This window comes from Rhizobium sp. JAB6, from assembly GCF_003024605.1.
Lineage (GTDB): Bacteria > Pseudomonadota > Alphaproteobacteria > Rhizobiales > Rhizobiaceae > Rhizobium.
Map to the genome: position 1 here is coordinate 23,749 of NZ_PYJQ01000009.1, position 23,938 is coordinate 47,686.

The following is a 23,938-nucleotide window of genomic DNA, read 5'->3' on the forward strand; positions in this document are numbered from 1 at the left end:
ATCAGGCGTGCTTTTCCAGCCAGGTCGAGATAACGCCTTCCAGCGCCTCGACCAGAGCTTCGTCTTCCAGTTCCTCGACGATCTCGGCCACGAAGGCGTTGACGAGCATGGCCCGCGCCTTGTTCTTCGGGATGCCGCGCGCCATCATGTAATAGAGATGGTTCTCGTCGATATCGGCGACCGTCGCGCCATGGCCGCACTGGACGTCGTCGGCGAAGATTTCGAGCTCCGGCTTAACGGAGAATTCCGCGTCATCCGACATCAGCAGCGTATTGCAGGCCATGCGGGCGTCGGTCTTCTGTGCATCGGGCGCAACCCGGATCATGCCCTGGAAAACGCCGCGAGCGCGGTCGAACACCACGTTGCGGAACACTTCGGTCGAGCCGGTGTGCGGAACATCATGGCCAAGCACCAGCGTCACGTCGGTATGGGTGTCGCCGCCGAGGAGATTGACGCCGCGAAGCGTCAGGTCGGCGCCCTCGCCCGTCACCTTCACATGCAGTTCCTGGCGCACCAGCTTGCCGCCGGCATTGATGACGAAGAGCTTCAGCTTCGCATCGGCGCCGAGATCGACACGGATCTGGCCGAGATGCGTATCCTCGGATCCCTGTTCCTGCAGGACGATCCAGGTCACTTCAGCACCCTTGCCGATCTTGATTTCGCTCACCGACGAAACGAGAGCGGCAGCGCCTTCGACAGCCTGATGGCGTTCGATGACCGTCGCCTTGACGTGGGATCCGAAAGAAACCGGCAAGCGGCTGTGGATCTGCCCGCCGGCATGCACGAACTGCACCTCCAGCGGCGCTTCAAGTTCGGTGCCGTCGGGCAGATCGATGACATAGCCGTCGCGCACGAAGCTCGCATTGATGCGACCGATGGCGTCATCCTTGCCGAGCGCTTCTAGCCCAGCCGCAGCGGTGCCGCTGATGAGGCTTTCAGCATAGCGACCGACCGTTAAATTCTTGACGGCAGCCTTCTCGCTTGCCTTGCCCTGGAGGACGCTCAGAACCGAAGCGCCTTCGACTGTCGGCGGCAGCGCTTCCGCAAGACCCTTGCCTATGTCGCTCGGAATGAGCCGCAGCAGGTTCTTGAAATCGGTGTAATGCCAGGCCTCGATCCGGCGCGTCGGCAGGCCGGCGGTCTTTAGCTCGTCCAGCAGGCGATCGCGGACGGCGAAAACTTCGCCATCGCCGGGCAGATCGCCCATCTGGTCGTTATACGCCTCGATCAGCGCCGTTTCGGCTGCTGTCAGGCGGTTCGTCGTCTGAATGTTCATCGACGTGTCCTTTCCGCCTCGATCAGGCTGCAGCTCCGATGATGTCGGCATAGCCGTTGGCTTCGAGTTCATGCGCCAGCGTCTTGTCGCCGGACTTGATCACCTGGCCCTTGTAGAGGACGTGAACGGTGTCCGGAACGATGTAGTCGAGCAGGCGCTGGTAGTGGGTGATGACGATCACGGCGCGATCCGGAGAGCGCAGCGCGTTGACGCCGTCGGCAACGATCTTCAGCGCGTCGATGTCGAGGCCGGAATCCGTTTCGTCGAGCACGCAAAGCTTCGGCTCCAGCAACGCCATCTGAAGGATTTCGGCACGCTTCTTCTCACCGCCGGAGAATCCGACATTCAAGGGTCGCTTCAGCATGTCCATGTTGATCTGCAGCTTGGCAGCGGCATCCTTGACGCGGCGCAAGAAATCCGGCGTCGTCAGCTCGTCTTCGCCGCGCGCCTTGCGCTGCTCGTTCAAAGCCACTTTGAGGAACTGCATGGTAGCAACGCCGGGAATTTCCACCGGATACTGGAAGGCCAGGAAGATGCCCTTGGCGGCGCGTTCGGCGGCGTCGAGCTCGAGGATGCTCTCGCCGTTATAGAGGATGTCACCCTCGGTAACTTCATAGTCCTCGCGGCCGGAGAGGATGTAGGAGAGCGTCGACTTGCCGGAGCCGTTCGGCCCCATGATGGCGGCGACTTCGCCTGCCTTCACGGTCAGGTTCAGGCCACGGATGATCTCGGTGCCGTCTTCGGCGATGCGGGCGTGCAGGTTCTTGATTTCAAGCATTTTGATATCCTATCGCAGGAATGAGTGTGCGGCGCGCCTGACGCGCCGAAGCTAATTCTGGTTCGTATGCGTCAGCCGACGCTGCCTTCGAGCGAGATGCCGATCAGCTTCTGCGCTTCGACGGCGAATTCCATCGGCAGTTCCTGCAGGACTTCCTTGACGAAGCCGTTGACGATCAGCGCGATCGCCGCTTCCTCGGGAATGCCGCGCTGCAGGCAGTAGAACAGCTGGTCTTCGGAAATCTTCGAGGTCGTCGCCTCGTGCTCGAACTGCGCGGACGAATTCTTCGCCTCGATGTAAGGCACCGTATGCGCGCCGCACTTGTCGCCGATCAAAAGCGAGTCGCACTGCGTGAAGTTGCGGGCGTTGGTCGCGCGGCGATGCGCCGAGACCTGACCGCGATAGGTGTTCTGCGAGACGCCGGCGGCAATACCCTTCGAGATGATGCGGCTCGACGTGTTTTTGCCGAGATGGATCATTTTCGTGCCGCTGTCGACCTGCTGATGGCCGTTCGAAACCGCGATCGAGTAGAACTCGCCACGGCTGTCGTCGCCGCGCAGGATGCAGGACGGATACTTCCAGGTGATCGCCGAGCCGGTCTCGACCTGCGTCCAGGAAATCTTGGAGCGATGGCCGCGGCAATCGCCACGCTTGGTGACGAAGTTGTAGATGCCACCCTTGCCGTGCTTGTCGCCCGGATACCAGTTCTGCACCGTCGAATACTTGATTTCGGCATCATCGAGCGCAACCAGTTCGACGACGGCCGCGTGCAGCTGGTTTTCGTCGCGCTGCGGCGCCGTGCAGCCTTCGAGATAGGAGACATAGGCTCCTTCTTCGGCGATGATCAGCGTGCGCTCGAACTGGCCGGTGTTCTTCTCGTTGATGCGGAAGTAGGTCGAAAGCTCCATGGGGCAACGAACACCCTTCGGCACGAAGACGAAGGAACCATCGGTGAAAACGGCCGAATTCAGCGTCGCATAGAAATTGTCCGAGGTCGGCACGACGGAGCCGAGATACTTGCGTACCAGCTCCGGATGCTCGCGGATCGCTTCCGAAATCGACATGAAGATCACGCCGGCCTTCTTCAGCTCTTCCTTGAAGGTTGTGACGACCGAAACGGAATCGAACACCGCATCGACGGCAATCTTCGGCTTTTCGACGCCGGCAAGAATCTCCTGCTCGCGCAGCGGAATGCCGAGCTTCTCGTAGGTCTTCAAGAGTTCCGGGTCGACTTCGTCGAGCGACTTCGGACCGGCGAACTTCTTCGGCGCGGCGTAATAATGAATGTCGTTGAAGTCGATCTTCGGATAATCGACGCGTGCCCATGTGGGCTCTTCAAGCGTCAGCCAGCGGCGGTAAGCCTCAAGGCGCCATTCCAACATCCAGTCAGGCTCCTGCTTCTTGGCGGAGATGAAGCGGATGATGTCTTCGGAAAGACCCTTGGGAGCCTTTTCCACTTCGATCGTAGTCTCGAAACCATACTTATACTGGTCCACGTCGATCTGGCGAACCTGATCGACCGTTTCCTGGACTGCAGGCATTTCGTTCTCCAATCTCGCCGGATCCAAGGTCCGGCAGCTTGTCAACGTTGCGGCAGACTTATGTCTGCCCCCTATGTAGTCGGCCAAAAGGGACTTTTCACCCCGCTTGGCAAGCGGAAATTTCGGTTTCCGCAAAATTGTGGCCGTCAGGCCGCTGCACCCGCCAGCTTTCGCCTTTCCGCGATGCGGGCAAAGGCGCTGATTGCGCGATCGATATCGGCCTCGGTTGTGGTCGGCCCCAGCGAAATACGCAGCGCCCCAAGTTTGGGGTCGCAGCCCATCGCCACGAGCACATGGCTTTCGCCGACCTTGCCCGACGAGCAGGCGGAGCCGGCCGATATGGCAAGCCCTTCAAGATCGAAGGCGATCTGTCCCGTTTCGGATTTCAGGCCCGGCAGCGTGAAGAAGCTCGTATTCGGTACACGCGGGCCATCCTTCCCGTGAATGATGACATCGGGTGCCGCCAGTTCCATGCCCGCTTCCAGCCGGTCGCGCAATAAAGCGATCGCAGCATTGCGAACCTCGATGCGTTCGGCGGCGGCCTCGGCAGCGGCGCCGAATCCGATGACGGCCAGCGTGTTTTCCGTGCCCGAGCGATGGCCCTTTTCCTGACCCCCGCCATGAATCAACGGCTTCGGCATCAGCACCTCGCCGCGCGAAACGAGCGCGCCGGCACCCTTGGGACCGCCGATCTTGTGCGAGGAGACGATCAGGAAATCCGCGCCGATCGCATTGATATCGAGCGGAACGCGGCCGGCTGCCTGGACCGCATCCACCACGAAGAGGCCGCCCGCCGCCTGAACGAGCTTCGCCGCCTCCGTGACGGGCTGGACAATTCCCGTCTCGTTATTAGCGAGCATGATCGCAACCATCGGCAGGCCGCTCGCCTTGTCATGGGCTGATAGCAGCGCCTCCAGCGCGGCAAGATCGACCGTGCCGTCCGATGTCACCGGTATTTCGCTGATATTATCCTTGGCAAACCGCCCGCCTTCGCGCACGGCCGGATGCTCGACCGCCGATATATAGAGATGGCCAACAGCAAGCGGGGTGCGTCCCATCCGGAATTCCGGGGTCAGCACCATATTGGCAGCCTCGGTGGCGCCGCTGGTGAAAACCACATGGGCAGCTTCCGCACCCGTAAGAGCCGCAACCTGCCGGCGTGCAGCCTCGACAGCCGCGCGGGCCGCCCTACCTTCGCCGTGAACGGAATTGGGGTTGCCTTGAACATCCATCGAACGCAGCATGGCTTCGCGGGCCGCCGGATGGAGCGGTGCGGTAGCATTCCAGTCGAGATAGAGGCGTGCTGCCGCCATAATCTTCTTCCTGCGCGACTTTGCTTTGCTGCGGCCGGCTCATTTTCCTTGAAATTTCAGCCGGGCATGCCTTATGACACGTTCCACAAACCGTTGCACAGACAACGCGCGGAACACCGCATCAAGTTTCGAATTGTTCTAAACTGCGTTCTAGAAAAGATGAGCGCATTCGTCAAGTCAACTTGCTGCGTGCCGTTGGGTTTGAACGCAGAAAAAGAAGAGCCGGAGTATCGATGCCCGAAGTAATTTTCAACGGCCCCGCTGGTCGCCTTGAAGGCCGCTATCAGCCCTCCAAGGAAAAGAGCGCCCCCATCGCGATTATCCTTCATCCCCATCCGCAGTTTGGCGGTACGATGAACAATCAGGTGGTTTACCAGCTCTTCTATATGTTCCAGAAGCGCGGCTTCACGACCCTCCGGTTCAATTTCCGCGGCATTGGCCGCAGCCAGGGCGAATTCGATCACGGCGCCGGCGAGCTTTCCGATGCGGCATCGGCACTCGACTGGGTCCAGAGCCTCCATCCGGATTCCAAGAGCTGTTGGGTTGCCGGCTATTCCTTCGGCGCCTGGATTGGCATGCAATTGCTGATGCGCCGTCCGGAAATCGAAGGCTTCATGTCGATCGCGCCGCAGCCGAACATCTATGATTTCTCCTTCCTCGCCCCCTGCCCGTCATCCGGCCTGATCATCAACGGCGATGCCGACAAGGTTGCGCCGGAAAAGGACGTCAACGGCCTCGTCGAGAAGCTGAAGACGCAGAAGGGCATCCTGATCACGCACAAGACCGTGCCGGGCGCCAACCACTTCTTCAACGGTCAGGTCGAGACGCTGCTCAGCGAATGCGAGGATTATCTCGATCGTCGCCTGAATGGCGAACTGGTGCCGGAGCCGGCTGCCAAGCGCATCCGCTAAGAAAAACGGCCGTTAGCGGGCCATTCTGAAAGTTGGACACGAGATCCCGTCGATCGTCATCGACGGGTGATCCTGCATGCCGATCTTTCGCAAAACCCTTTGCGATGCAGCGTTTTGCGGATGGGTGAAGGCGATGAATTGCCTGGCAAGACCGCGGCTGAAAAACCACTGCGCGAGTGCGCCTGCGATCTCCGTGGCGTAGCCGTTGCCCCAAGCCTCCTGCCGAATCGAATAGCCGAGTTCGAACTCGCCCCGTCCGCGTTCCCGGAAGCGCGAAAAGCCGGCGCGGCCGATGAAACGCCCATCGTCACGCCGCAGCATCTTATATTTGGTCGTGCCATCTCGCGCATGTTCGTCAAACCAGCTTTTCAGCCGTTCCTCGGCTTTTTCCAGCGTCCATGGCGCCGCACCCGAGAGATAGCGCGTTGTTTCGATGGTCGAATGCAATTGCCGAATCATTTCGGCATCACCCTTGTCCCACATCGTCAGCACGAGGCGCGGGGTTTCGAGTATGATGATGTCACTCATCTGCCTGCCTGTTTTCGTGGCGAATATAAACCAGTCCACGACGAATATAACGGAACCGATTTGGAACCGGCCACTCAGTTAAACGCTAGGTCCGATTTCAACAAGGCAATGAAGCGACAATATTGAACGTGAAGGCCCGCCGAAGCGGGCCTTTAGAACATCGTTCGATATCATCGCTCAGTGACATGCAGGCAGCCCCGGTGCGCCGCAGTTCTTCTTTGCCGGAGGCTTCTGCGGTGCCGGCGGAGGCGCCTTCACCTGCGGCTGTGCGATCTTCGGCTGGGGCTGGGGCTGCGGCCTGGGTTGAGCCTGCGCCTTCGGAGCAGGAGCGGGTGGCCTCGCCTGCACAGCCTCGTGCGGCGCGGGCCTCGGCTGAGACGCGGCCGGGTTGACCTGGCGCGGCGGTGCGGTCACGACGCGAGGCTGATTGTTGACCGGCGGCCGGGCATTGTTGACCACGTTGGGCTTCACCGGGGGCTTGGCGGCCAAGGCGGGCGCCGCCGGCTTCATTGCCTGAACATGCGCATTGGGTTTCGGCGCAGCCGCAATGGCATTCGGCTTCGTGATCGGAGCCGAATGCGGCGCCGGGGTCTTGGCGATCTGATTTTGTCCCTTCGCCGCAGGCGTATTGCCGGCCGGCGGCAAGGGCTGCCCCTTGGCGCCGGGAAGTGCATGCACGTTGCCATTTGTACCCGGCTGAACAGGTTGAGTGGCGATGGCCGGGTTATGGGTGGCGTTCGGCGCTGCCTGAGGCTGTTGAGCCTGCTTGGTTTGTGCCGCGCCAGGAGCCTTTGGCGGATTGCCGGTTGCGGGCAAGGGCTGGCCCTTCGCGCCGGGAAGTGGGTGGGCATTGGTATTCGTGCCCGGCTGGGCAGGTTGGGTGACGGCAGCCGGATTATGCGTGGCGTTCGGTGCCGCCTGCGGCTGCTGGGCCTGCTTCGTCGGAGCCGCTCCCGGAGTGGCCGGCACCTTGCCGGCCGCCGGCAAGGGCTGCCCGTTGGCACCTGGAAGCGCGTGTGCACCGTTTCCTGTCTGTGGCTGCGCTTGCGGCTGGGCCGTAGGTGCGACCGCCGGTGCGGCTCCGGTCGGAGTTTTGATCACCGCGGCCGGATGTTGTTGCTGCTGAACGGCCGCCTTCTTCTGTACCGATGGCGGCAGGGCAACATGCAGTGCCGCAGCACCGGCCCCGGCGATGACAGCAGCTCCGGCAATCTTCTGTCCGGTCGTCAGTCCAGGTGCCGCCGGTGCGGCTCCATTCTCGTTGACAGTCGTATTGTTGTTGACGACCGTGTTGTTCACCACCGTATTATGGATGTTGTTGAAGATGACATTGTTTTCCGGCGGTGCGACATCTCGCGGGGGCTCAACCCATTCGGGAACCGGAACATAGGTCGGCTCCGGCAATACGTAGAGATCGACCGCCGGCTGCGGCGGTGCCAGCTCGACGAAATCCGGCGGCGGCGGCCCCAGGAAGACGGGTGGCGGCGGCGGTGCATAACCGAAGTCGGCATCGTCGAAGTAGAGCACCGGCCGCTCGACATAGACGATTTCCGGCGGCGGCGGTGGCGGTACGTCATATTCGATGACGGTGAAGGACGGCGGCGGCTCGAGCGCTGCCTCGAAATGTTCGAGACGACGGCGTGCATCCCAGACGTGGGGACCGCGCTGATAACGCCTGAGATAGGACCAATAGGCCTCCGGCGTATCGGCCCGCCATGTCTCGCGCCAGGTTATCGCCTCGCGGCGGGCGGCGATGATGGCGCGCACCCGCCTTGCCATGGAGTCATTGGGATAGGCCGCCAGGAAATCCTCATAGCCCTGTAGCGTATCGCGATCGAGCGCTGCGAAATAAGCATCCCGCTCGTCGAAATCGCGGATCGCCTTCGTGCGAATTGCCGCATTGTCGTAGCTGGACACCTGGGCTGCCGGCGCATCGGGGCCGCGGTCGAAGAAGGTGAAGGCATTCTTGAATTTTGAGGCGTCCCAGGAAATCTGCGCGCCCTTGGTCAGATCGCTGACCCGCAGGCGCGTGCGGTCGAACACATCATCAAGCGGCAGACCGCCCACGCGGATCATCTCCGCCAGCGCATGCGCATAGGACCCGTAAGGACCAGCCTCCTGCGGCGCGACCGTGCCGGGCGCCGCATTGAACGCGATCAGCTGATTGGCGTCGGGATCGACCAGCGCCAGGCCGCCGGCCAGCGGTTGGTTGGACTGCACGAATGGATTGGCTCTCGCCGCATCCAGTACGACGATGCTGCCGCGATTGTCGATCGCAGCCAGCGATTTGGTGAAATCCGTCATGCGCAGCGCCTCGACAGGAACATCCGTCGCATTGGCGATCTGCGCGTCTACCGGCACGAAATAATTATCGCCCTGATATTGCACGCCATAACCCGCCAGATAGACGAAGACTACCGTATTGGGGCCAGACGCATTCGCTTTCGTCAGAAAGTCGCGCATCGCGTCGCGCAGGCCATTCTGATCGAGGTCGCGTGCGCCGATCACATCGAAGCCCGCTGCCTGCAACGTTTGTGCGATCAGACCGGCATCATTGGCTGGCGTCGGCAACGCACCCACCTTGTAGGCGGCATTGCCCACGACGAAGGCTATTCTCTTCTCCGGGGAACTTTGCGCTTCGGCCGGGGTCGCAGCAGCGATACCGGCCAAAACCAACATCATGGCAAGAAATGCCCAGATCGTCTTTTTGGATGACAATCCCATCTTCGAAAGCAGAGGTGACATACCGGTTTCTTTCACGAAACATGAGGTGCGTACGGGATCAACAAGAAATGATTAGGATTTGATTTGGGCGAATGCGGGGCTTATTCCCGGCAGCTTCGCGGCCATGTTACAATCTGTCGAGTTCAGAAGCGCCCGTTTACACATCTCGCCGGCGCCGAAACTTGTCGGCTACTCCCAGCAAAATGATGACGCGTCGGTAAATCGGTGCTAAACGCGCCACCGCGACATCAAACAATAGCGACTTCGCCGCGCCTTCCAGCATGCGGCATCGAGAGACCAAGATCATGGCTGAGTTCAAATCCGATTTCCTGCGTACCCTGCAAGAGCGTGGCTTCATTCATCAGATTTCCGATGAAGCAGGTCTCGACGATCTCTTGGCCAAGGAAACCGTGACGGCTTATATCGGCTATGATCCGACGGCATCGAGCCTCCATGTCGGCCATCTCACCCAGATCATGATGCTGCACTGGCTTCAGACGACCGGCCATCGGCCGATCTCTTTGATGGGCGGCGGCACCGGCATGGTCGGGGATCCTTCCTTCAAGGAAGAGGCCCGCAAGCTGATGACCATCGACATGATCGAGGACAATATCGCTTCTATCAAGCGTTGCTTCTCGAACTATCTCGACTACAACAAACCCGGCAACGCGGCCTTGATGATCAACAATGCCGAATGGCTGCGTTCGCTGAACTATCTCGAATTCCTGCGCGATGTCGGCCGGCATTTTTCCGTCAACCGCATGCTGTCCTTCGACAGCGTGAAGACGCGACTGGACCGCGAGCAGTCCCTTTCGTTCCTCGAATTCAACTACATGATCCTGCAGGCCTACGATTTCGTCGAATTGGCCAAGCGTTACGATTGCCGCCTGCAGATGGGTGGCTCGGATCAGTGGGGCAATATCGTCAACGGCATCGATCTCGGTCACCGCATGGGGACGAATCAGCTCTTTGCCCTGACCTCTCCGCTGCTGACGACCTCCTCCGGCGCCAAGATGGGCAAATCGGCTTCCGGCGCCGTCTGGCTGAATGCCGACCTGCTGCCTGTTTACGATTTCTGGCAATATTGGCGCAACACCGAGGACGCGGACGTTCCGCGCTTCCTCAAGCTGTTCACCACGCTGCCGATGGAGGAAATCGCGCGGCTTTCCGCCGTTGCAGGCTCGGAACTCAACGAAGTCAAGAAAATCCTTGCGACGGAAGTCACCGCGATCCTTCACGGCCGCGCGGCAGCCGAGCAGGCCGCCGAAACGGCACGCAAGACCTTCGAAGAAGGCGCTCTGTCGGAAAATCTGCCGTCGGTCGATGTTCCCTCCTCCGAACTCGAAGTCGGCATCGGGCTGCTGGCTCTGATCGTGCGCGCCGGTCTTGCCGGTTCGAACGGCGAGGCTCGCCGCCACGTCCAGGGCGGCGCAGTGCGCATCAACGATCAGCCCATCGGCGACGAGCGCAAGATCGTCGGCAGCGGCGAAGTCACCGCCGATGGCGTCATCAAGCTCTCGCTCGGCAAGAAGAAACATATCCTGATCCGGCCCGCCGCCTAGGCATCCGATCGGCACGAGAACGAACAAGCCGGCGCCCCTCGCGCCGGCTTTGTCATTTTCGACCGGCAATGACGCGGAGCATTATCGATGCTGACGAATTTTTTTAGTCCCATGTCGGATTGCAGTCTGCCCATTCGTTCTCAGTTCAAATCGCACGCTGGGAGGTGACCTATGGATGAACTGCCTGTGATCAAGATGAGGCGCAAAGGCCGAAGCCTCACGCAAAGCATGTTGATTCCCAGCGAGAGCATGATCGTCCGCGCGCTGCGGGCGGCACCGCCTGGCCGGTTGTCCGATATTGCGGAAGTGAGAAAGGCGCTTGCCAGGCAATATGGCACTGATGCCTGCTGCCCCGTCACCGTTCAGCGACATCTGGTGCAGATCAGCCAGAACGGCACCGCTCCGTTCTGGCGTGTCGTGGACCCCGCTCGACCATTCGCCCGACGCATGAACGGTGGGCCGGAACGAATATGAGAGCGATTGGCGGAAGAAAAATAATCCTTCCTGCCTTCGCTATCGAAAGTCAGAGGCCTAAGCGCCCGCCCCTCAAAATTCAAATATCTGCCTGAAAACGCCCGGCGCGATGATCGAAAGAGGATTGATCTGCAGGTTCGATTTCTCCAGCGTGCCGGTCAATCTGAAGGTGATGCCGATCAGGCCACGATCGCTGCCGTTGCCCAGGATGAAGCCGACGATCGGAACTTCCGCGAACAGCCGGTTCAGGCCATAGGCGGGCATGAAGGTTCCCGTCATGTCCATCTTGCCGTCGGCGTCCTTCAGCACGCCCTGGAACGTCGCCCCGACCTGTACCCCGCGCACCACGCCGTTTTCGACGGAGAGCACCCCATCCCGCATCACCAGCCGGGCAAAGCCGCGCTCGAAGCTCTGCGAACGCGTATCGATATTCTGCTTCACGGCCGAATTCAGGCTCTTGCCGTTCTTTCCGCTCGGCGTCGACACGATGGTCGAGAGTTTCTTGTCATCGGTGATGGAGAAGTTTCGGATATCGAGAGAGCCATCCCAGTCATCCTGCCCGATCGAGCGCAGCGACAGATTGAGCAGCCCGCCCCGCAAATGCTTGTAGAGGTCGGTGAAGCGCGCAACCGCCCCCGCGTCGCCGCTCGTGATACGGATGACGCCGTTGGCCCCTTTGCTCATCTGGGTGACGAGCGCTTCGCCGCTACGGGTCACGCCGGAAAAATCCGCAGCCGTCGTCTTGCCGCCGGAAATCGAATAGACGCCTTTGACATTGCCGATCGTCTCGTCATTGAAGCCGACCACCTTGTCGAGATTGGCGCGAACGGTCGCGCTTGCCGATTCATCCCCGTTCGAACTCTGCTGGCCGCCGGATGTGGATGTCTTCAGGCGCGCGAGGATCGGCCTTATGTCGGCGGAATTGCCAGACACGGCGACGTCATAGCCGCCGCTTTTGCTCCGCTTCAGCGAGAGCGCGAAATCGTCGAGCGCCGAAAGCTTCACGCTGGTGAAACTCGCCGAGGTAAGGCTCCCCTTACTGATCAGAAGATCGCCGCTGGCGCTGAAGCCATCGCCCTTGAGCGTGAAGTTCTTGAGCGCCGTCTGGCTGTCCGGACCGGACGCTTCGAACTGCGCAGTCGCCGCAATGCCGCTGCCTTTCGACCAGCCGATCCAGGGAACGGTCAGAGCAGCCTTGCCGAGATCGACCTTCACGCCCTGGCGGTCATCATCGATACGCGTCAACTCCACTTTGACCGGTCCCTCGATCATATCGCGAAGTCCAGGCAGAACCGTGTTGCGCTGCGCATCGGTCAGCGTTGCCGTAATGACGCGGGCGCGCTTGACGGCCGATTTGCCGTCGGTGGGCTCGACCATCTCGATCTGGGCGGGAATGCTATCGATCTGAGCCTGGGCTTGCAGGTGCACGGATTGCGGATCGGCCGAAATTACACCGGTCAGATTGTCGATCTTGCGATTGTTCATGGGCTTCAGCAGATCGACATTGTCCAGATTGAGCGTCGCCTGCCACTCCGGCTGAGGCGGCTGCTGATCTCTGATCAGCCCTATCCTGGCATCGACCTTGGCGACGATCTTGCCATTGAAATCCTCCGGCTTGAACTCGGTCCGCTGCAGGACCTCCAGAGGCTTGTAGGTCAGAAGTTCGCCGATAGCGTCACCGGAGCCTGAAATCGTCAAATCGAGATCGGCCATCAGCGGCTTATCGTAGGTCGCCGGGATCGAGAAGCTGCTGTCGCTCAGCGTGATCGTACGCCCTGTCGAAAAGTAGGACGTCGCCGAGGCGATATCGACGACCATATTCGGACCGGTAAGATCGAAATGCGCTTTGGTATCGCGCAATGGCGGGATGTCGCCCGGAACATTCATTCGCGCGCCGTCAATATCAAAGGCGATATGCAACTCATTCTTGCCAAGCTGCAACCTGCCGGTCTGTGACGCTTCCCGCAGCCGGCCAGAAGGAATGAAAACGGATATGACGGCATTAGAAACCGATCCGCCGAAGAGATTGCCCTCGACCCAGGTTCGGGGTTTGGAGGCCATCCAGAAGGGCCATAGCTGCTTGACCACAGCCGTATCGAGCTTGTCTGCACGGCCGCCGAAACTGATCTCCGGCGAGCTGTCACCGAGCTTCATATGCAGGGAGCCGAAAAGCGCGCCCTGCGGCGTCGATATGCCGAGATTGTCGAACTGGAATTCCTTGGTCGCTGAAAAGAACCGGCCGGTGGCACGACCATCGAAGCTGATGGGCTTTTCCCCTGATAGGGAGGAAGCGGCAACCCCATCCTTGATCACGAAGTCGATACCGAAGCCTTTGCCCGCATTGGCGTCAACGCGATCGAGATCGATGAGCGCGCCGGAGAACGGCACGCTCGTCCCGAGGAACTGCGCATTGGACGGAGCGATCTCCAGGGTTTGGTGATCGAAGTTGTAGGCCAGGTTGATATCGGCTCGCGTCAGCTCCTGCGGATCATGGTCCATGTAGAGGACGCCGGGCTTGACGTCGATGGTGGCGTTCAGCTTCGGATCTGCGCCTGCCTGCCCCTTGACGGCCGAAAGCGTGACGTCCCCGAAGGTCGTCAAACCCTGCCGCGGCGTACCGTTCGGGTCGTAGGTCATCGTAAGCGGCTTGAGGTCCAGATTGGATATCCTGGCCGCAAGCGAGGAGCTGCGACCGGCCTCCTTTTGATCCGCCCGCACATCCAGAAGCGCCACGGAACCATTGAGCGCCACCTGGCCAAAGAGATGCAGGGAATTCGGAGCAGTGCGCTCGAAGGCCAGATTGTCCACGACAACAGAGATCGGCTCGCCTTCCTGCCGCGCCAGCTTCATGGAGAAGCCGGAAATGCGCACGGAATTCGTGCCGCCTCGCTGGACGAAACGTTCGAGGAAATCGAGATTGTCGAAAGCTGCATTGAGGGCTTTGGGCAGGGCATCGACACGCAAAGTGGTCAAATCCACCGGGTCGCCTTGCGGCAGCAGCGAAGTATCGAGCGCGATCCCCTCAGCCGCGACACTTGCCACTTCCACCCGGCCCTCGATGAGGGCCAAAGGGTCCAGCTCCATGTTGACGGCCGACATTGTCGACAGATGCTTGCCGCTCTCCTGATCGACGACATTGACGTCGCGTGCTTCCAGCGCTAGCCGCAGGCCGGAGGTAAACCGGATCACGGTCGCGCCCACCTCTGCCTTGTAACGCGGGCCGATAGCCTGATCGAGAGCCGTTTGCGCTTTCTGGGACAGCGGCGCATCGAAGATGCCGCCTTCGATGGTCGCGATGACGGCACCGAGAATGATGGCAAGAAACGCACAGAAAACCATCGTCATGCGGCAGACATGCCAAATATGCGAGCGCTTGCGGCGACTGCGCTCCGGCACGTGTACGATCAACGGATCTTCGACCTGAGCGGACGGCAGATGGTCGAGCGATACGAGATCCTTTTTGCGGAATGTTATCTTTTCGCCTCGGATCACTCCTGCGCGTGCCTTTCGCTTATACAATTTTGTTGGTGACGCTGCGTCCCATTGGACGGCACACACGAGCAGTATATATGCCTTCCCTCAAGTGTCATCTAAAAAACCGGCAAAAGAAAGGTTTTCCCGTGGCGGAAGTTTTACCGATTCAACTGAACGTCGGCGACAAGGCACCCGATTTCGATCTTCCGCGCGATGGCGGCGATCGCGTTCGCCTTGCCGATTTTGCTGGAAAGCCCTTGGTGATCTATTTCTATCCCAAGGACGATACCACCGCCTGCACGACCGAATCGATTAGCTTCACGGCGCTGGCTGCCGACTTCGCAAAACTCGGCGTCGCCCTCCTCGGCGTCTCGCCTGACATTGTGAAAAGCCACGACAAATTCGTCAAGAAGCATGCGCTTTCCGTGCCGCTTGCCTCCGACGAGGAAAAGACCATGGCAATGGCCTATGGCGTCTGGCGGGAAAAGAGCATGTATGGCCGCACCTATATGGGTGTGGTCCGCTCGACCTTCCTGATCGGTGCCGATGGGCGCATCGCGGCAATCTGGGACAAGGTCAAGGTGGCGGGACATGCCGAAGCCGTCCTGGCCGCAGCCAGGGAGCTCTAAGGCCATGTCCGGCGGTCCCGAACCCATCGCGTCGCTGCGCGGCGGCGCCATCACCGCGATCCGTTCGGCCGATCTCGATCGTAAGACCGAGCTTGCCCAGGAATCGGCAAGGCGCTGGTTTGCGCGTACCCTGTCGCTGCGTTCCCCGCTCGACCCGCCGCTCGCCGATCGGCCTGGCCGGCCGGAAAAGCCGGAACTGGTCCCCCCGAAAAACATGGAGAAGCGCTCGCTGCATACGCTGAAAGGCCGCATCGCTCTCCTGCATGCCATCGCCCATATCGAGCTGAATGCCGTCGATCTGGCGCTCGATATCGTCGCACGTTTTGCGACAGGACCGGTCCCCAATTCCTTCTTTGACGGCTGGATGCAGGTCGCCTTCGAAGAAGCCAAGCATTTTCGCATGGTGCGGGCGCGCCTGCGCGAACTCGGCGCTGACTATGGCGACCTGCCCGCCCATGACGGCCTGTGGCAGGCTGCCCATGCGACCCGCACCGATCTCACCGCCCGCCTAGCCGTGGTGCCGTTGATTCTCGAAGCCAGGGGGCTCGACGTGACGCCGGCGCTGCAGGCGAAAATGCGCGAAACCGGCGACCTGGAGAGCGCCGCCATACTCGACGTCATCTACAATGACGAGAAAGGCCACGTCGCCGTCGGCGCGAAATGGTTTCGCTTCCTGTGCGCGCGGGAAAAGCGCGACCCCGCCCGAACCTTCCAGGAGCTGGTCCGCGCCAATTTCCGCGGTTCGCTGAAGGCTCCGTTCAATGACATTGCACGGGCGGAAGCCGGGCTGACACCGTCCTTCTATCGCTCGCTGACATCGACAAGCAGTGCTTGACGTACCAAGGACAAACGGTTTTTCCGGCATTTGATACCGCAATAGAAAGCATTCATTAACCATAATGCCGTGTACTTCCCTTAGGTGCCAGACTGCACCGATTGGGAGATTCTCGGTGACAGCAAAGCCTCAGAACCGGGTTTTCGGTAGACAACGGCGACATCACACCATCATCCTCGCCAGCGGCGATACGGTGCGTCATATGACCGTGCGGCCGTGGATGGCAGCCATTGCCGTCTGCCTGGTCGGCATCTTCTCGATCGGCTATCTCCTTGCCACGTCCTACCTGGTCCTGCGCGACGATCTGATCGGCGCAACGATGGCCCGCCAGGCGCGCATGCAATATGATTATGAAGACCGGATCGCCGCTCTGCGGGCGCAGGTCGATCGCGTTACCTCGCGCCAGCTCCTGGATCAGCAGGTCGTAGAGGAGAAGGTCGACAAGCTGATCGAACAGCAACAGCAACTCTCCTCGCGCAACGGAAAGCTCAGCACCCTTCTCGACAGGGCAGAGAATTCCGGCCTGACCGACAAGAGCGCGCATCCGGATGCCAGCGCTGCGGCGCAGAAGAATGAACATGCGCAGCTGACGTCCCCCAAGGCAATCGAAAAGCTTCTCACGAGCGGCAAGCCGGCTGACGCCACACCCGACAATTCCACCCTTGCCTACGTCCCCGCCCCCGAAACCGTCGCCGACCGCGCGGATCGGGTCTTCTCCAAGGTGACGCTGTCGCTGAAGCATATCGAACAGGATCAGTTGTCTCGAATCCGCAATCTCACCGCCGACGCGTCCGAAACCGCCAATTCTATTCAATCGATCATGCAGAATGTCGGCATCAAGGTGCCGAACCAGGTCGCGGGCATTGCGCGTGAAGATACGGACGACGGGGTGGGGGGACCTTATGCGCCTCCGGAGAACGTAGACCAGTTCGAACAATCCATGGCGCAGCTCGATACCGCCTTGACACATCTGGAAACCGTGCGGGGTGCCGCCGAAAGCCTCCCCTTCCGCAACCCGGCGCCGGGCAAGCTCGTCACCAGTCCCTTTGGCAACCGCAAGGATCCCTTCTTCGGCACGCTGGCGCTCCATACCGGCACCGACTTCCATTTCAGTCCCGGTGAAAAGATCAAGGCGACCGCCCCGGGCAAGGTGGTTTCGGCCGGATGGACCGGCGGCTACGGCAATATGGTGGAGATCGACCACGGCGACGGCATCACCACCCGCTATGGGCATATGGAACAGGTGCTCGTTAAAGTCGGCGACAAGGTCGGCGCCGGCGATGCGATCGGTCTTGCGGGCAGCACGGGGCGCTCGACAGGAACACATCTGCATTACGAAGTGCGCGAGAACGGGCATCCCGTAGACCCGATGTATTTCATCGGCGCCGGCACGAAACTCGCAAGTTACATCAGCGGATTGGGCGCAATTTAGCTGCCGGAATTGTGACAAACACGCAACAAAGATGGCACTAATCCAAAAATTGCGTTATGAATGAACTTCGAGCCTGTTGAAGCGCCTGCTTTCCTTGACTTCATGGGTATTTGGTTCTATGTCGCGCTGCATTGCGGCACGTTCATGCGTGTCGATTCATGGTGTTCGACTGAACCAAGACGGAATTAGTTTTCCCTTTGACAACATTTGCTGACCTTGGCCTGAGCCAAAAAGTCCTTTCCGCGGTGACTGACGCGGGCTACATCACACCGACTCCCATCCAGGCCGGTGCCATCCCCTTTGCGCTTCAGCGCCGCGACATCTGCGGCATTGCCCAGACCGGAACCGGCAAGACCGCCTCCTTCGTGCTTCCGATGCTGACGCTGCTCGAAAAGGGCCGCGCTCGCGCTCGTATGCCGCGGACGCTGATTCTGGAGCCGACGCGCGAACTTGCTGCGCAGGTCGCCGAAAACTTCGAAAAATACGGAAAGAACCACCGTCTGAACATCGCCCTTCTGATCGGCGGCGTTTCCTTCGAAGAGCAGGACCGCAAGCTCGAGCGTGGCGCCGATGTGCTGATCTGCACGCCCGGCCGCCTGCTGGATCATTTCGAACGCGGCAAGCTGCTGATGAGCGCCGTCGAGATCTTCGTGATCGACGAAGCCGACCGCATGCTCGATATGGGCTTCATCCCGGACATCGAGCGCATCGCCAAGCTCATACCCTTTACGCGCCAGACACTGTTCTTCTCGGCAACGATGCCGCCGGAAATCCAGAAGCTGGCCGACCGCTTCCTGCAGAACCCCGAACGCGTCGAAGTCGCCAAGCCGGCATCGACGGCCAAGACCGTGACGCAGCGCTTCGTTGCCTCGCATAGCAAGGACTATGAGAAGCGCGCTACGCTGCGCGATCTCATCCGCGCCCAGACGGATTTGAAGAACGCGATCATCTTCTGCAATCGCAAGAAAGATGTGGCCGATCTCTTCCGCTCGCTCGAACGCCATGGTTTTTCTGTCGGTGCGTTGCACGGCGACATGGACCAACGCTCTCGCACGACGATGTTGCAGAACTTCCGTGACGGACAGATTCAGCTTCTCGTCGCCTCCGACGTCGCAGCTCGAGGTCTCGATCTTCCCGATGTCGGTCACGTCTTCAATTTCGATGTTCCGATCCATTCGGAAGATTATGTCCATCGTATCGGCCGCACCGGTCGTGCCGGTCGCTCAGGCGCCGCATTCACCATCGTCACCAAGCGCGACACCAAGCATGTCGACGCGATCGAGAAACTGATCGGTGAAGATGTCCAATGGCTGAACGGCGATCTCTCGGCTCTGCCGCCTGCTGACGAGAGCGGTGACGACAACCGCTCCTCCTCACGCCGCCGTGATCAGAAGGGTAAGGGCCGCGATCGCGATCGCAGCCGTGGAGGCCGCAACGCCTCGAGTCATAAATCTGATATCGACGTCGAGGACAATGACGTCGTAGCGATCGAAGCAGCACCAGCAAAGGCCGAAAGCGTGAAGAACGAGCGCAAGTCTGAGAACAACAATAACAGATCCAATAACGGTTCTCGTAACAGCCACCGGCCCTTCCCTGCTGCCAATGACGATCATCGCGAGCGCCGCAACCGCTATCGCGATCAGGACGACGGCCCGACTCCGGTTGGATTCGGTGACGATATCCCCGCTTTCATGCTCATTGTGGCAAACGCCAAGGCCTAATATATCCTCTCGGATGCGCAGCAGGCTGGATTGCCGGGTGCTGCGCCCAATTTCGGGATTTGACTATTGGGCAAGCCTGGCATCGATTTCCCAGGATTAGGAACCGGCCTCGCAATCTTGCGGGACGGCAGGCTCTTGCTTTACCGGCGCCTCAAGGCACCGGAAGCCGGATGCTGGAGCATCGTCGGCGGCAAGGTCGATTACATGGAGCCCGCCGCCAGGGCAGCCATTCGCGAAGCGGAAGAGGAAAGCGGCCTCTCCATCGGCAAAATCGATTATCTCTGCACCGAGGAAGTCATTATCGAGGCCGACCGGCAGCACTGGATTTCGCTCATCTATCTCTGCAGGGATTTTTCCGGCGAACCCCGGCTGATGGAGCCGGACAAGCTCTCCAATTTCGGCTGGTTTGGCCGAAACGAGTTGCCGGCTCCGCTTTCCGAGTTTGCCAAGGCAACCATCGCCCATTTAAGCGAAGAAGACTTTCGCTGAGGCTTACTTGTCGGAACGAAGTGCGGCCTCATAGGCGAGCCGCACCCAGCGCGCCATTTCATCCGGATCGTCGAACGCATCGTCGGGTATCGACCAATAGGGCATGTTGACGGCTTTCCCCTTCTTGCCCTCATAGGCCCAGCGCCGCGCGCCGGCCGCCTCGAATTCGGAAGCGCTGGCATCGTCTGCCTTCAGGAGAATCTCATCGTCCACTTCGAGCGCCAGGATGCGCCCCATATGATAGATACCCTTGCCGCCGAACATCCGTTTGATGGTGACAGGCCCGAGAGACTGAAACATTTCCTCGATATCGATATTATCCATCCACTAACCCTTCAAAATGCCACCCGCCGCCACGACAGCTTCGGGCGTATCGACATCGAGATGGGCCGCCTCGCCGATCTCGACGTCGACAACAGGCAGCCCCGATGTCTCGATGATGTGCCGCGCGCCGACATCGCCTTCCAGCCGCATCACGGCATTCAAAACGGAGCGCGGCAGGATAACGGGATTGCCGCGCTTCCCGCCGGATACGGCCCGCACGATCGCCTGACCATTTGCCTCACGAAAGGCTGATATCAAGGTTTTCAGATCGTCATTTGTAACGCCGGGCATGTCGGCCAGCATGACAAGGATGCCATCGGCCTTTTGAGCCGCCAGCGTACCGACACCAGCAACCAGCGAACTCGCCATGCCGGATGCATAATCCGGATTGAATACAACCTCAACGGCAAGACCGTTTAGCGCATCCTTGATTTCCTCGCGACGATGTCCGGTGACCGCAACGATATGGGATGCGCCGCTTGCTATGGCCACGGATGCCGAACGGCGAACCAGCGGTACGCCTTCGAATTCCGCCAACAGCTTGTGCGAACCGCCTTCGCCCATTCTGCTCGCCTTGCCGGCAGCCAGCAGGACGACGGCGACCGATATCTCAGCCGCCGGCTTGGCGGCAATGTCGCGCGGCCGTGGACGTGACTGAATTTCCATCAGCAACCCTCCAACGCCCATGCCGCTGATATCCTGCCGCGTCGGTTGTTCGCCGGCTAATATGCGGTCCAGCACCCAGTCGAAGCCATTCTCCTTCGGGCTGCGCGCGCATCCGGGCGCTCCGACGACATGGACGTCGCCAACCTTGCCGAGCACCAATAGATTACCCGGATCGACGGGCATGCCGACCTGAATGACCTCGCCGCCGGCAAGCCGAATCGCTTCCGGAATGACGTCGCCGGCATCGATGACCGCCGAAGCGCCGAAAACGATCACCAGTTTGGGCAGCCGATCCTGGGCCGCGAGAGCGCGACGGATCGCGCCGGCAACATCGGCCGCGCCATGGGCAACCCGCTCTTCCCGCTGCAACACGCTGGCCGCCGGCTGCAGCCGCTGCGAAAGGATGCGTGCCGTCTTGTCCATGACGGAGGCCTTCAGCGACGGCAGCTCCGTAGCAACAAGCGATACGGCATGAGGGATGAAGGGCTTGACCTCAAAAACCGGCATTCGCCGCAGAATTTCGACACCAGCCGCTACTTTAGCGGCGGAAACGGCGAGCGGGATGATCTTGAAGGTCGCGACCATGTCGCCCGTTCGCACCGGTACATGGTCCGCGAGACAGGCAAGGGTGATCGCCGGGTCGAGAGTGTTGATCCGATCGACCGCCATGCGATCCGCAATGAATAGGCCGTCGACGGTGCTGTAAACATTCACCCGTCCCGTCGCTGACTCGGAAAAAGTCAGATGATCCGGTGCGATGGCCCGCGCCAGCCGCTCCGCGGCCTCGTCTTCCATAAGGTCGCCCGCTTCGATGCGCGCAGCGATAACGCGGTCGATTCCGGCGGCGGCGAGTCGCTCGATATCTCCGCCGGTGAGCTTATGCCCCTTGGAGAAGCTGCCGTCAGACAATCGAACGGAATGCGCGAGAACCGCACCCTTCGCCTCCGCCGTCAAAAATTCACCGAAGATCATAGCGCAACGCCTTTCGGCGACGAGACATCCCGCCCGCGAAGCGAAGCGATGACCTCTGCCATAATGGCGACCGCGATCTCGGCCGGACTTGCGGCACCGATGGGAAGCCCGATCGGCGCATGAATGCGGACAAGCTCGGTTTCGCTCAGGCCTTCCCGCTTCATGCGTTCCAGGCGGCTGGCATGCGTCTTGCGGCTGCCGAGCGCGCCGACATAGAAACAGCCGGTCTTCAGCGCCTGAATAATCGGCTCGTCATCGATCTTGGGATCATGGGTTACGGCAACCAGCGCCATATAGCTGTCGAGCGGCCGCTCCTTCAGCGCGTCGACTGGCCAATCGGCGATCAGGTCTATGCCCTCGAAGCGTTCCGGCGTGGCGAAGGCGCTGCGCGGATCGATGATCGTCACGTCGAAACCGGCAAGTGCGGCCATCGGGGCGAGAACCTGGCTGATATGGACAGCGCCGATTACGACGATGCGCGGCGGCGGCAAATGAACATTGAAGAACAGGTTCTGCCCGCCGATCTCAAGTGCCGCGGACTTGCCCGAGCGGAATGCCGCTGCAGCCGCATCGGCGAGAGCGCCTTCGAGTACATCACCTTCGACGATGAGCCGATCCTGGCCTCCGGAGAGATCGGTGACGAGGATCGCCGCCTGCCGTTTGCGCCGCATTTCGTTCAGCCGCGCCAGTATCTGACGGTCCATCAGCCGAGCCTTTCGACATAGACGCTGATGCGGCCGCCGCAGGAGAGGCCGACCCGCCACGCGGTCTCATCGGCAACGCCGAATTCCAGCATGCGCGACTTGCCCGTTTCGATGACATCGAGCGCCTCGGTGATGACGGCGCCTTCGACGCAGCCGCCGGAAACCGACCCGTGAAAATTGCCTTCGCCGTCGATAACCAGATGGCTACCGGACGGGCGTGGCGCCGACCCCCAGGTATCGACAACGGTCGCCAGGGCCACGTTGCGGCCCGCCGACACCCATTCCTCCGCGATCACGAGCGGATCCAGACTTTCGGATATATCTGACATCGGAGCCTCATTGCTTGCCGAGAAACCGCCTGGGATCATAGCTATCCGCGCGGCCGGCGGTGAGAGCCGATACGAGATCGGCCAGAGATAATAGATTGTGAACGGGACGGAATTCGTCAACATGCGGGAGCATCGCTTTTACACCGCGCGCTCGAGCCTCGAAACCTTCGAAGCGCAAGAGCGGGTTGAGCCAGATCAGCCGCCGACAGGAGCGATGCAGACGATCCATCTCTTGCCCAAGCAATTCCACACCTTCGCGCTCCAGCCCATCGGTTATCAAGAGCACGATTGCGCCCTGCCCCAGCACGCGGCGCGCCCATAGCCTGTTGAATTCCTTCAGCGCCTCGCCGATCCGCGTGCCACCGGACCAGTCGCGCACCGCGGCCGCGCATTCGTCCAGTGCCTGATCCGGGTCCTTGTGGCGCATTGCTCTGGTCACGTTGGTCAGCCGCGTTCCGAACAGAAACGTATGCATGCGCCGCCGCCGTTCGGTGAGCACATGCAGGAAATGCAGGAAGATACGCGTGTACTGGCTCATCGAGCCGGAGATATCGGCCAGCACGACCAGCGGCGGCTGCATTTCCTTCGGCCGTCGGAAGCGCGGCAGGATCAGCGCTCCGCCCGTCCGAAGGGCCGAGCGCATCGTCGCACGTGGATCAACCTTGGCCACCGTGCGTGACGGTGCGAAACGGCGCGTGCGCACACGGTCCAGCGGCAATTGCAGCTTCGCCAGTTCCTTCTTGGCGACGGCAATCTCCGCCGCCGACATTTGGGCGAAATCCAGATGGCGCAGAACCTCGCTGCCGGAGCTGGTAAATCGCGAATCTATTTCGATATCGGGCGCCTCGCGCTGCGGGCGCCGTTCGTCACGGTTGCTAAGCAAGGCATCGCTTGCGCGGCTCTCGCCCGGCTTCGGTTTTTCCTTCTGCCGGTGGTCGGGCGCGACGGGCGACATCATCGCGATCATCTTGGCGACCAGATCGCGAGAACGCCAGAACAGCCGGAACGCTTCGTCGAAGACGGCCAGATCCTCATGACGCTTGACGAAGATCGAACACAGGGCGGCGTGAAATTCCTCGCGGGAGCCGATGCCGATGGTCTCAACCGCCTCGATGGCATCCGCAATAGCACCAGGCCCGATCTTCAGCCCGGCCTTGCGCAACGCCCGGCCGAACAGCACGATATTATCGGCAAGGCGCCCGTCACCGGGCGGTGACGGCGCAACGATGATGCCATCCTGCGTGCCCGATGCCATG

General features: G+C 60.7%; 20 protein-coding genes. 8 read left to right on the forward strand and 12 right to left on the reverse strand.

Going from position 1 to position 23,938, the window contains the following annotated elements; genetic code table 11:
• Position 1: 1 nt before the first annotated feature.
• The 4 genes from sufD to C7U61_RS10170 form a co-directional block, all read right to left on the reverse strand.
• Positions 2 to 1,276 (reverse strand): Fe-S cluster assembly protein SufD, encoded by a 1,275-nt coding sequence (sufD, locus tag C7U61_RS10155; protein ID WP_106997978.1) that lies wholly within the window; start codon positions 1,274 to 1,276, stop codon positions 2 to 4.
• A 22-nt stretch (positions 1,277 to 1,298) separates the two neighbouring features.
• Complete coding sequence (gene sufC, locus C7U61_RS10160; RefSeq protein ID WP_106997979.1) at positions 1,299 to 2,054, reverse strand: Fe-S cluster assembly ATPase SufC; 756 nt, start codon at positions 2,052 to 2,054, stop codon at positions 1,299 to 1,301.
• Positions 2,055 to 2,125: 71 nt separating this feature from the next.
• Positions 2,126 to 3,595: a Fe-S cluster assembly protein SufB gene (gene sufB, locus C7U61_RS10165; protein WP_106997980.1), complete on the reverse strand. Its 1,470-nt coding sequence runs from the start codon at positions 3,593 to 3,595 to the stop codon at positions 2,126 to 2,128.
• 146 nt (positions 3,596 to 3,741) lie between these two features.
• Positions 3,742 to 4,908 (reverse strand): cysteine desulfurase family protein, encoded by a 1,167-nt coding sequence (locus C7U61_RS10170; protein ID WP_106997981.1) that lies wholly within the window; start codon positions 4,906 to 4,908, stop codon positions 3,742 to 3,744.
• Between the two features lie 233 nt (positions 4,909 to 5,141).
• On the opposite strand from C7U61_RS10170, the gene C7U61_RS10175 reads away from it, so the two are divergent.
• Positions 5,142 to 5,819: an alpha/beta hydrolase gene (locus C7U61_RS10175; RefSeq protein ID WP_106997982.1), complete on the forward strand. Its 678-nt coding sequence runs from the start codon at positions 5,142 to 5,144 to the stop codon at positions 5,817 to 5,819.
• Positions 5,820 to 5,831: 12 nt separating this feature from the next.
• Here the strand turns inward: C7U61_RS10175 and C7U61_RS10180 are convergent, their stop codons facing one another.
• Both C7U61_RS10180 and C7U61_RS10185 read right to left on the reverse strand, forming a co-directional pair.
• On the reverse strand, positions 5,832 to 6,347 hold the full coding sequence (locus C7U61_RS10180; protein ID WP_106997983.1) for a GNAT family N-acetyltransferase: 516 nt from the start codon (positions 6,345 to 6,347) through the stop codon (positions 5,832 to 5,834).
• Between the two features lie 177 nt (positions 6,348 to 6,524).
• Positions 6,525 to 9,092: a caspase family protein gene (locus tag C7U61_RS10185; RefSeq protein ID WP_106997984.1), complete on the reverse strand. Its 2,568-nt coding sequence runs from the start codon at positions 9,090 to 9,092 to the stop codon at positions 6,525 to 6,527.
• A gap of 284 nt (positions 9,093 to 9,376) precedes the next feature.
• Between C7U61_RS10185 and tyrS the strand changes: the two genes are divergently transcribed.
• The gene (tyrS, locus tag C7U61_RS10190; RefSeq protein WP_106997985.1) at positions 9,377 to 10,633 is read left to right on the forward strand and encodes a tyrosine--tRNA ligase; all 1,257 of its coding nucleotides are present in this window, start codon (positions 9,377 to 9,379) and stop codon (positions 10,631 to 10,633) included.
• Between the two features lie 171 nt (positions 10,634 to 10,804).
• Positions 10,805 to 11,107, forward strand: a complete 303-nt coding sequence (locus C7U61_RS10195) for a hypothetical protein (protein WP_106997986.1) — start codon at positions 10,805 to 10,807, stop codon at positions 11,105 to 11,107.
• A 72-nt stretch (positions 11,108 to 11,179) separates the two neighbouring features.
• On the opposite strand, the gene C7U61_RS10200 is transcribed toward C7U61_RS10195, so the two are convergent.
• Positions 11,180 to 14,599: a DUF3971 domain-containing protein gene (locus tag C7U61_RS10200; protein ID WP_106997987.1), complete on the reverse strand. Its 3,420-nt coding sequence runs from the start codon at positions 14,597 to 14,599 to the stop codon at positions 11,180 to 11,182.
• Between the two features lie 128 nt (positions 14,600 to 14,727).
• Between C7U61_RS10200 and C7U61_RS10205 the strand changes: the two genes are divergently transcribed.
• From C7U61_RS10205 to C7U61_RS10225, 5 genes are all read left to right on the forward strand, one after another.
• Positions 14,728 to 15,210: a peroxiredoxin gene (locus tag C7U61_RS10205; RefSeq protein WP_106997988.1), complete on the forward strand. Its 483-nt coding sequence runs from the start codon at positions 14,728 to 14,730 to the stop codon at positions 15,208 to 15,210.
• Positions 15,211 to 15,214: 4 nt separating this feature from the next.
• The gene (locus C7U61_RS10210) at positions 15,215 to 16,045 is read left to right on the forward strand and encodes a ferritin-like domain-containing protein (protein WP_106997989.1); all 831 of its coding nucleotides are present in this window, start codon (positions 15,215 to 15,217) and stop codon (positions 16,043 to 16,045) included.
• Positions 16,046 to 16,160: 115 nt separating this feature from the next.
• Positions 16,161 to 17,477, forward strand: a complete 1,317-nt coding sequence (locus C7U61_RS10215) for a M23 family metallopeptidase (protein WP_106997990.1) — start codon at positions 16,161 to 16,163, stop codon at positions 17,475 to 17,477.
• A gap of 197 nt (positions 17,478 to 17,674) precedes the next feature.
• The gene (locus C7U61_RS10220; protein WP_106997991.1) at positions 17,675 to 19,198 is read left to right on the forward strand and encodes a DEAD/DEAH box helicase; all 1,524 of its coding nucleotides are present in this window, start codon (positions 17,675 to 17,677) and stop codon (positions 19,196 to 19,198) included.
• A 66-nt stretch (positions 19,199 to 19,264) separates the two neighbouring features.
• Complete coding sequence (locus tag C7U61_RS10225; protein WP_106997992.1) at positions 19,265 to 19,687, forward strand: NUDIX domain-containing protein; 423 nt, start codon at positions 19,265 to 19,267, stop codon at positions 19,685 to 19,687.
• A gap of 3 nt (positions 19,688 to 19,690) precedes the next feature.
• On the opposite strand, the gene C7U61_RS10230 is transcribed toward C7U61_RS10225, so the two are convergent.
• From C7U61_RS10230 to C7U61_RS10250, 5 genes are read right to left on the reverse strand one after another with little or no spacing between them, the layout of a single operon-like run.
• Entirely contained in the window at positions 19,691 to 20,011 is a 321-nt protein-coding gene (locus C7U61_RS10230; protein ID WP_106997993.1) for a TfoX/Sxy family protein, read from the reverse strand.
• Positions 20,012 to 20,014: 3 nt separating this feature from the next.
• Positions 20,015 to 21,649, reverse strand: a complete 1,635-nt coding sequence (locus C7U61_RS10235) for a molybdopterin-binding/glycosyltransferase family 2 protein (protein WP_106997994.1) — start codon at positions 21,647 to 21,649, stop codon at positions 20,015 to 20,017.
• Positions 21,646 to 22,353 carry an XdhC family protein gene (locus tag C7U61_RS10240; RefSeq protein WP_106997995.1) on the reverse strand — a complete coding sequence of 236 codons (708 nt, stop codon included), beginning with the start codon at positions 22,351 to 22,353 and terminating at the stop codon, positions 21,646 to 21,648. Before C7U61_RS10240 ends, C7U61_RS10235 begins: the two co-directional genes overlap by 4 nt.
• A complete protein-coding gene (locus tag C7U61_RS10245) occupies positions 22,353 to 22,682 on the reverse strand; it encodes an XdhC family protein (RefSeq protein WP_106997996.1) in 330 nt (109 codons plus the stop codon). Before C7U61_RS10245 ends, C7U61_RS10240 begins: the two co-directional genes overlap by 1 nt.
• A gap of 7 nt (positions 22,683 to 22,689) precedes the next feature.
• Entirely contained in the window at positions 22,690 to 23,937 is a 1,248-nt protein-coding gene (locus C7U61_RS10250) for a VWA domain-containing protein (protein ID WP_106997997.1), read from the reverse strand.
• Between the last annotated feature and the right edge of the window lies 1 nt (position 23,938).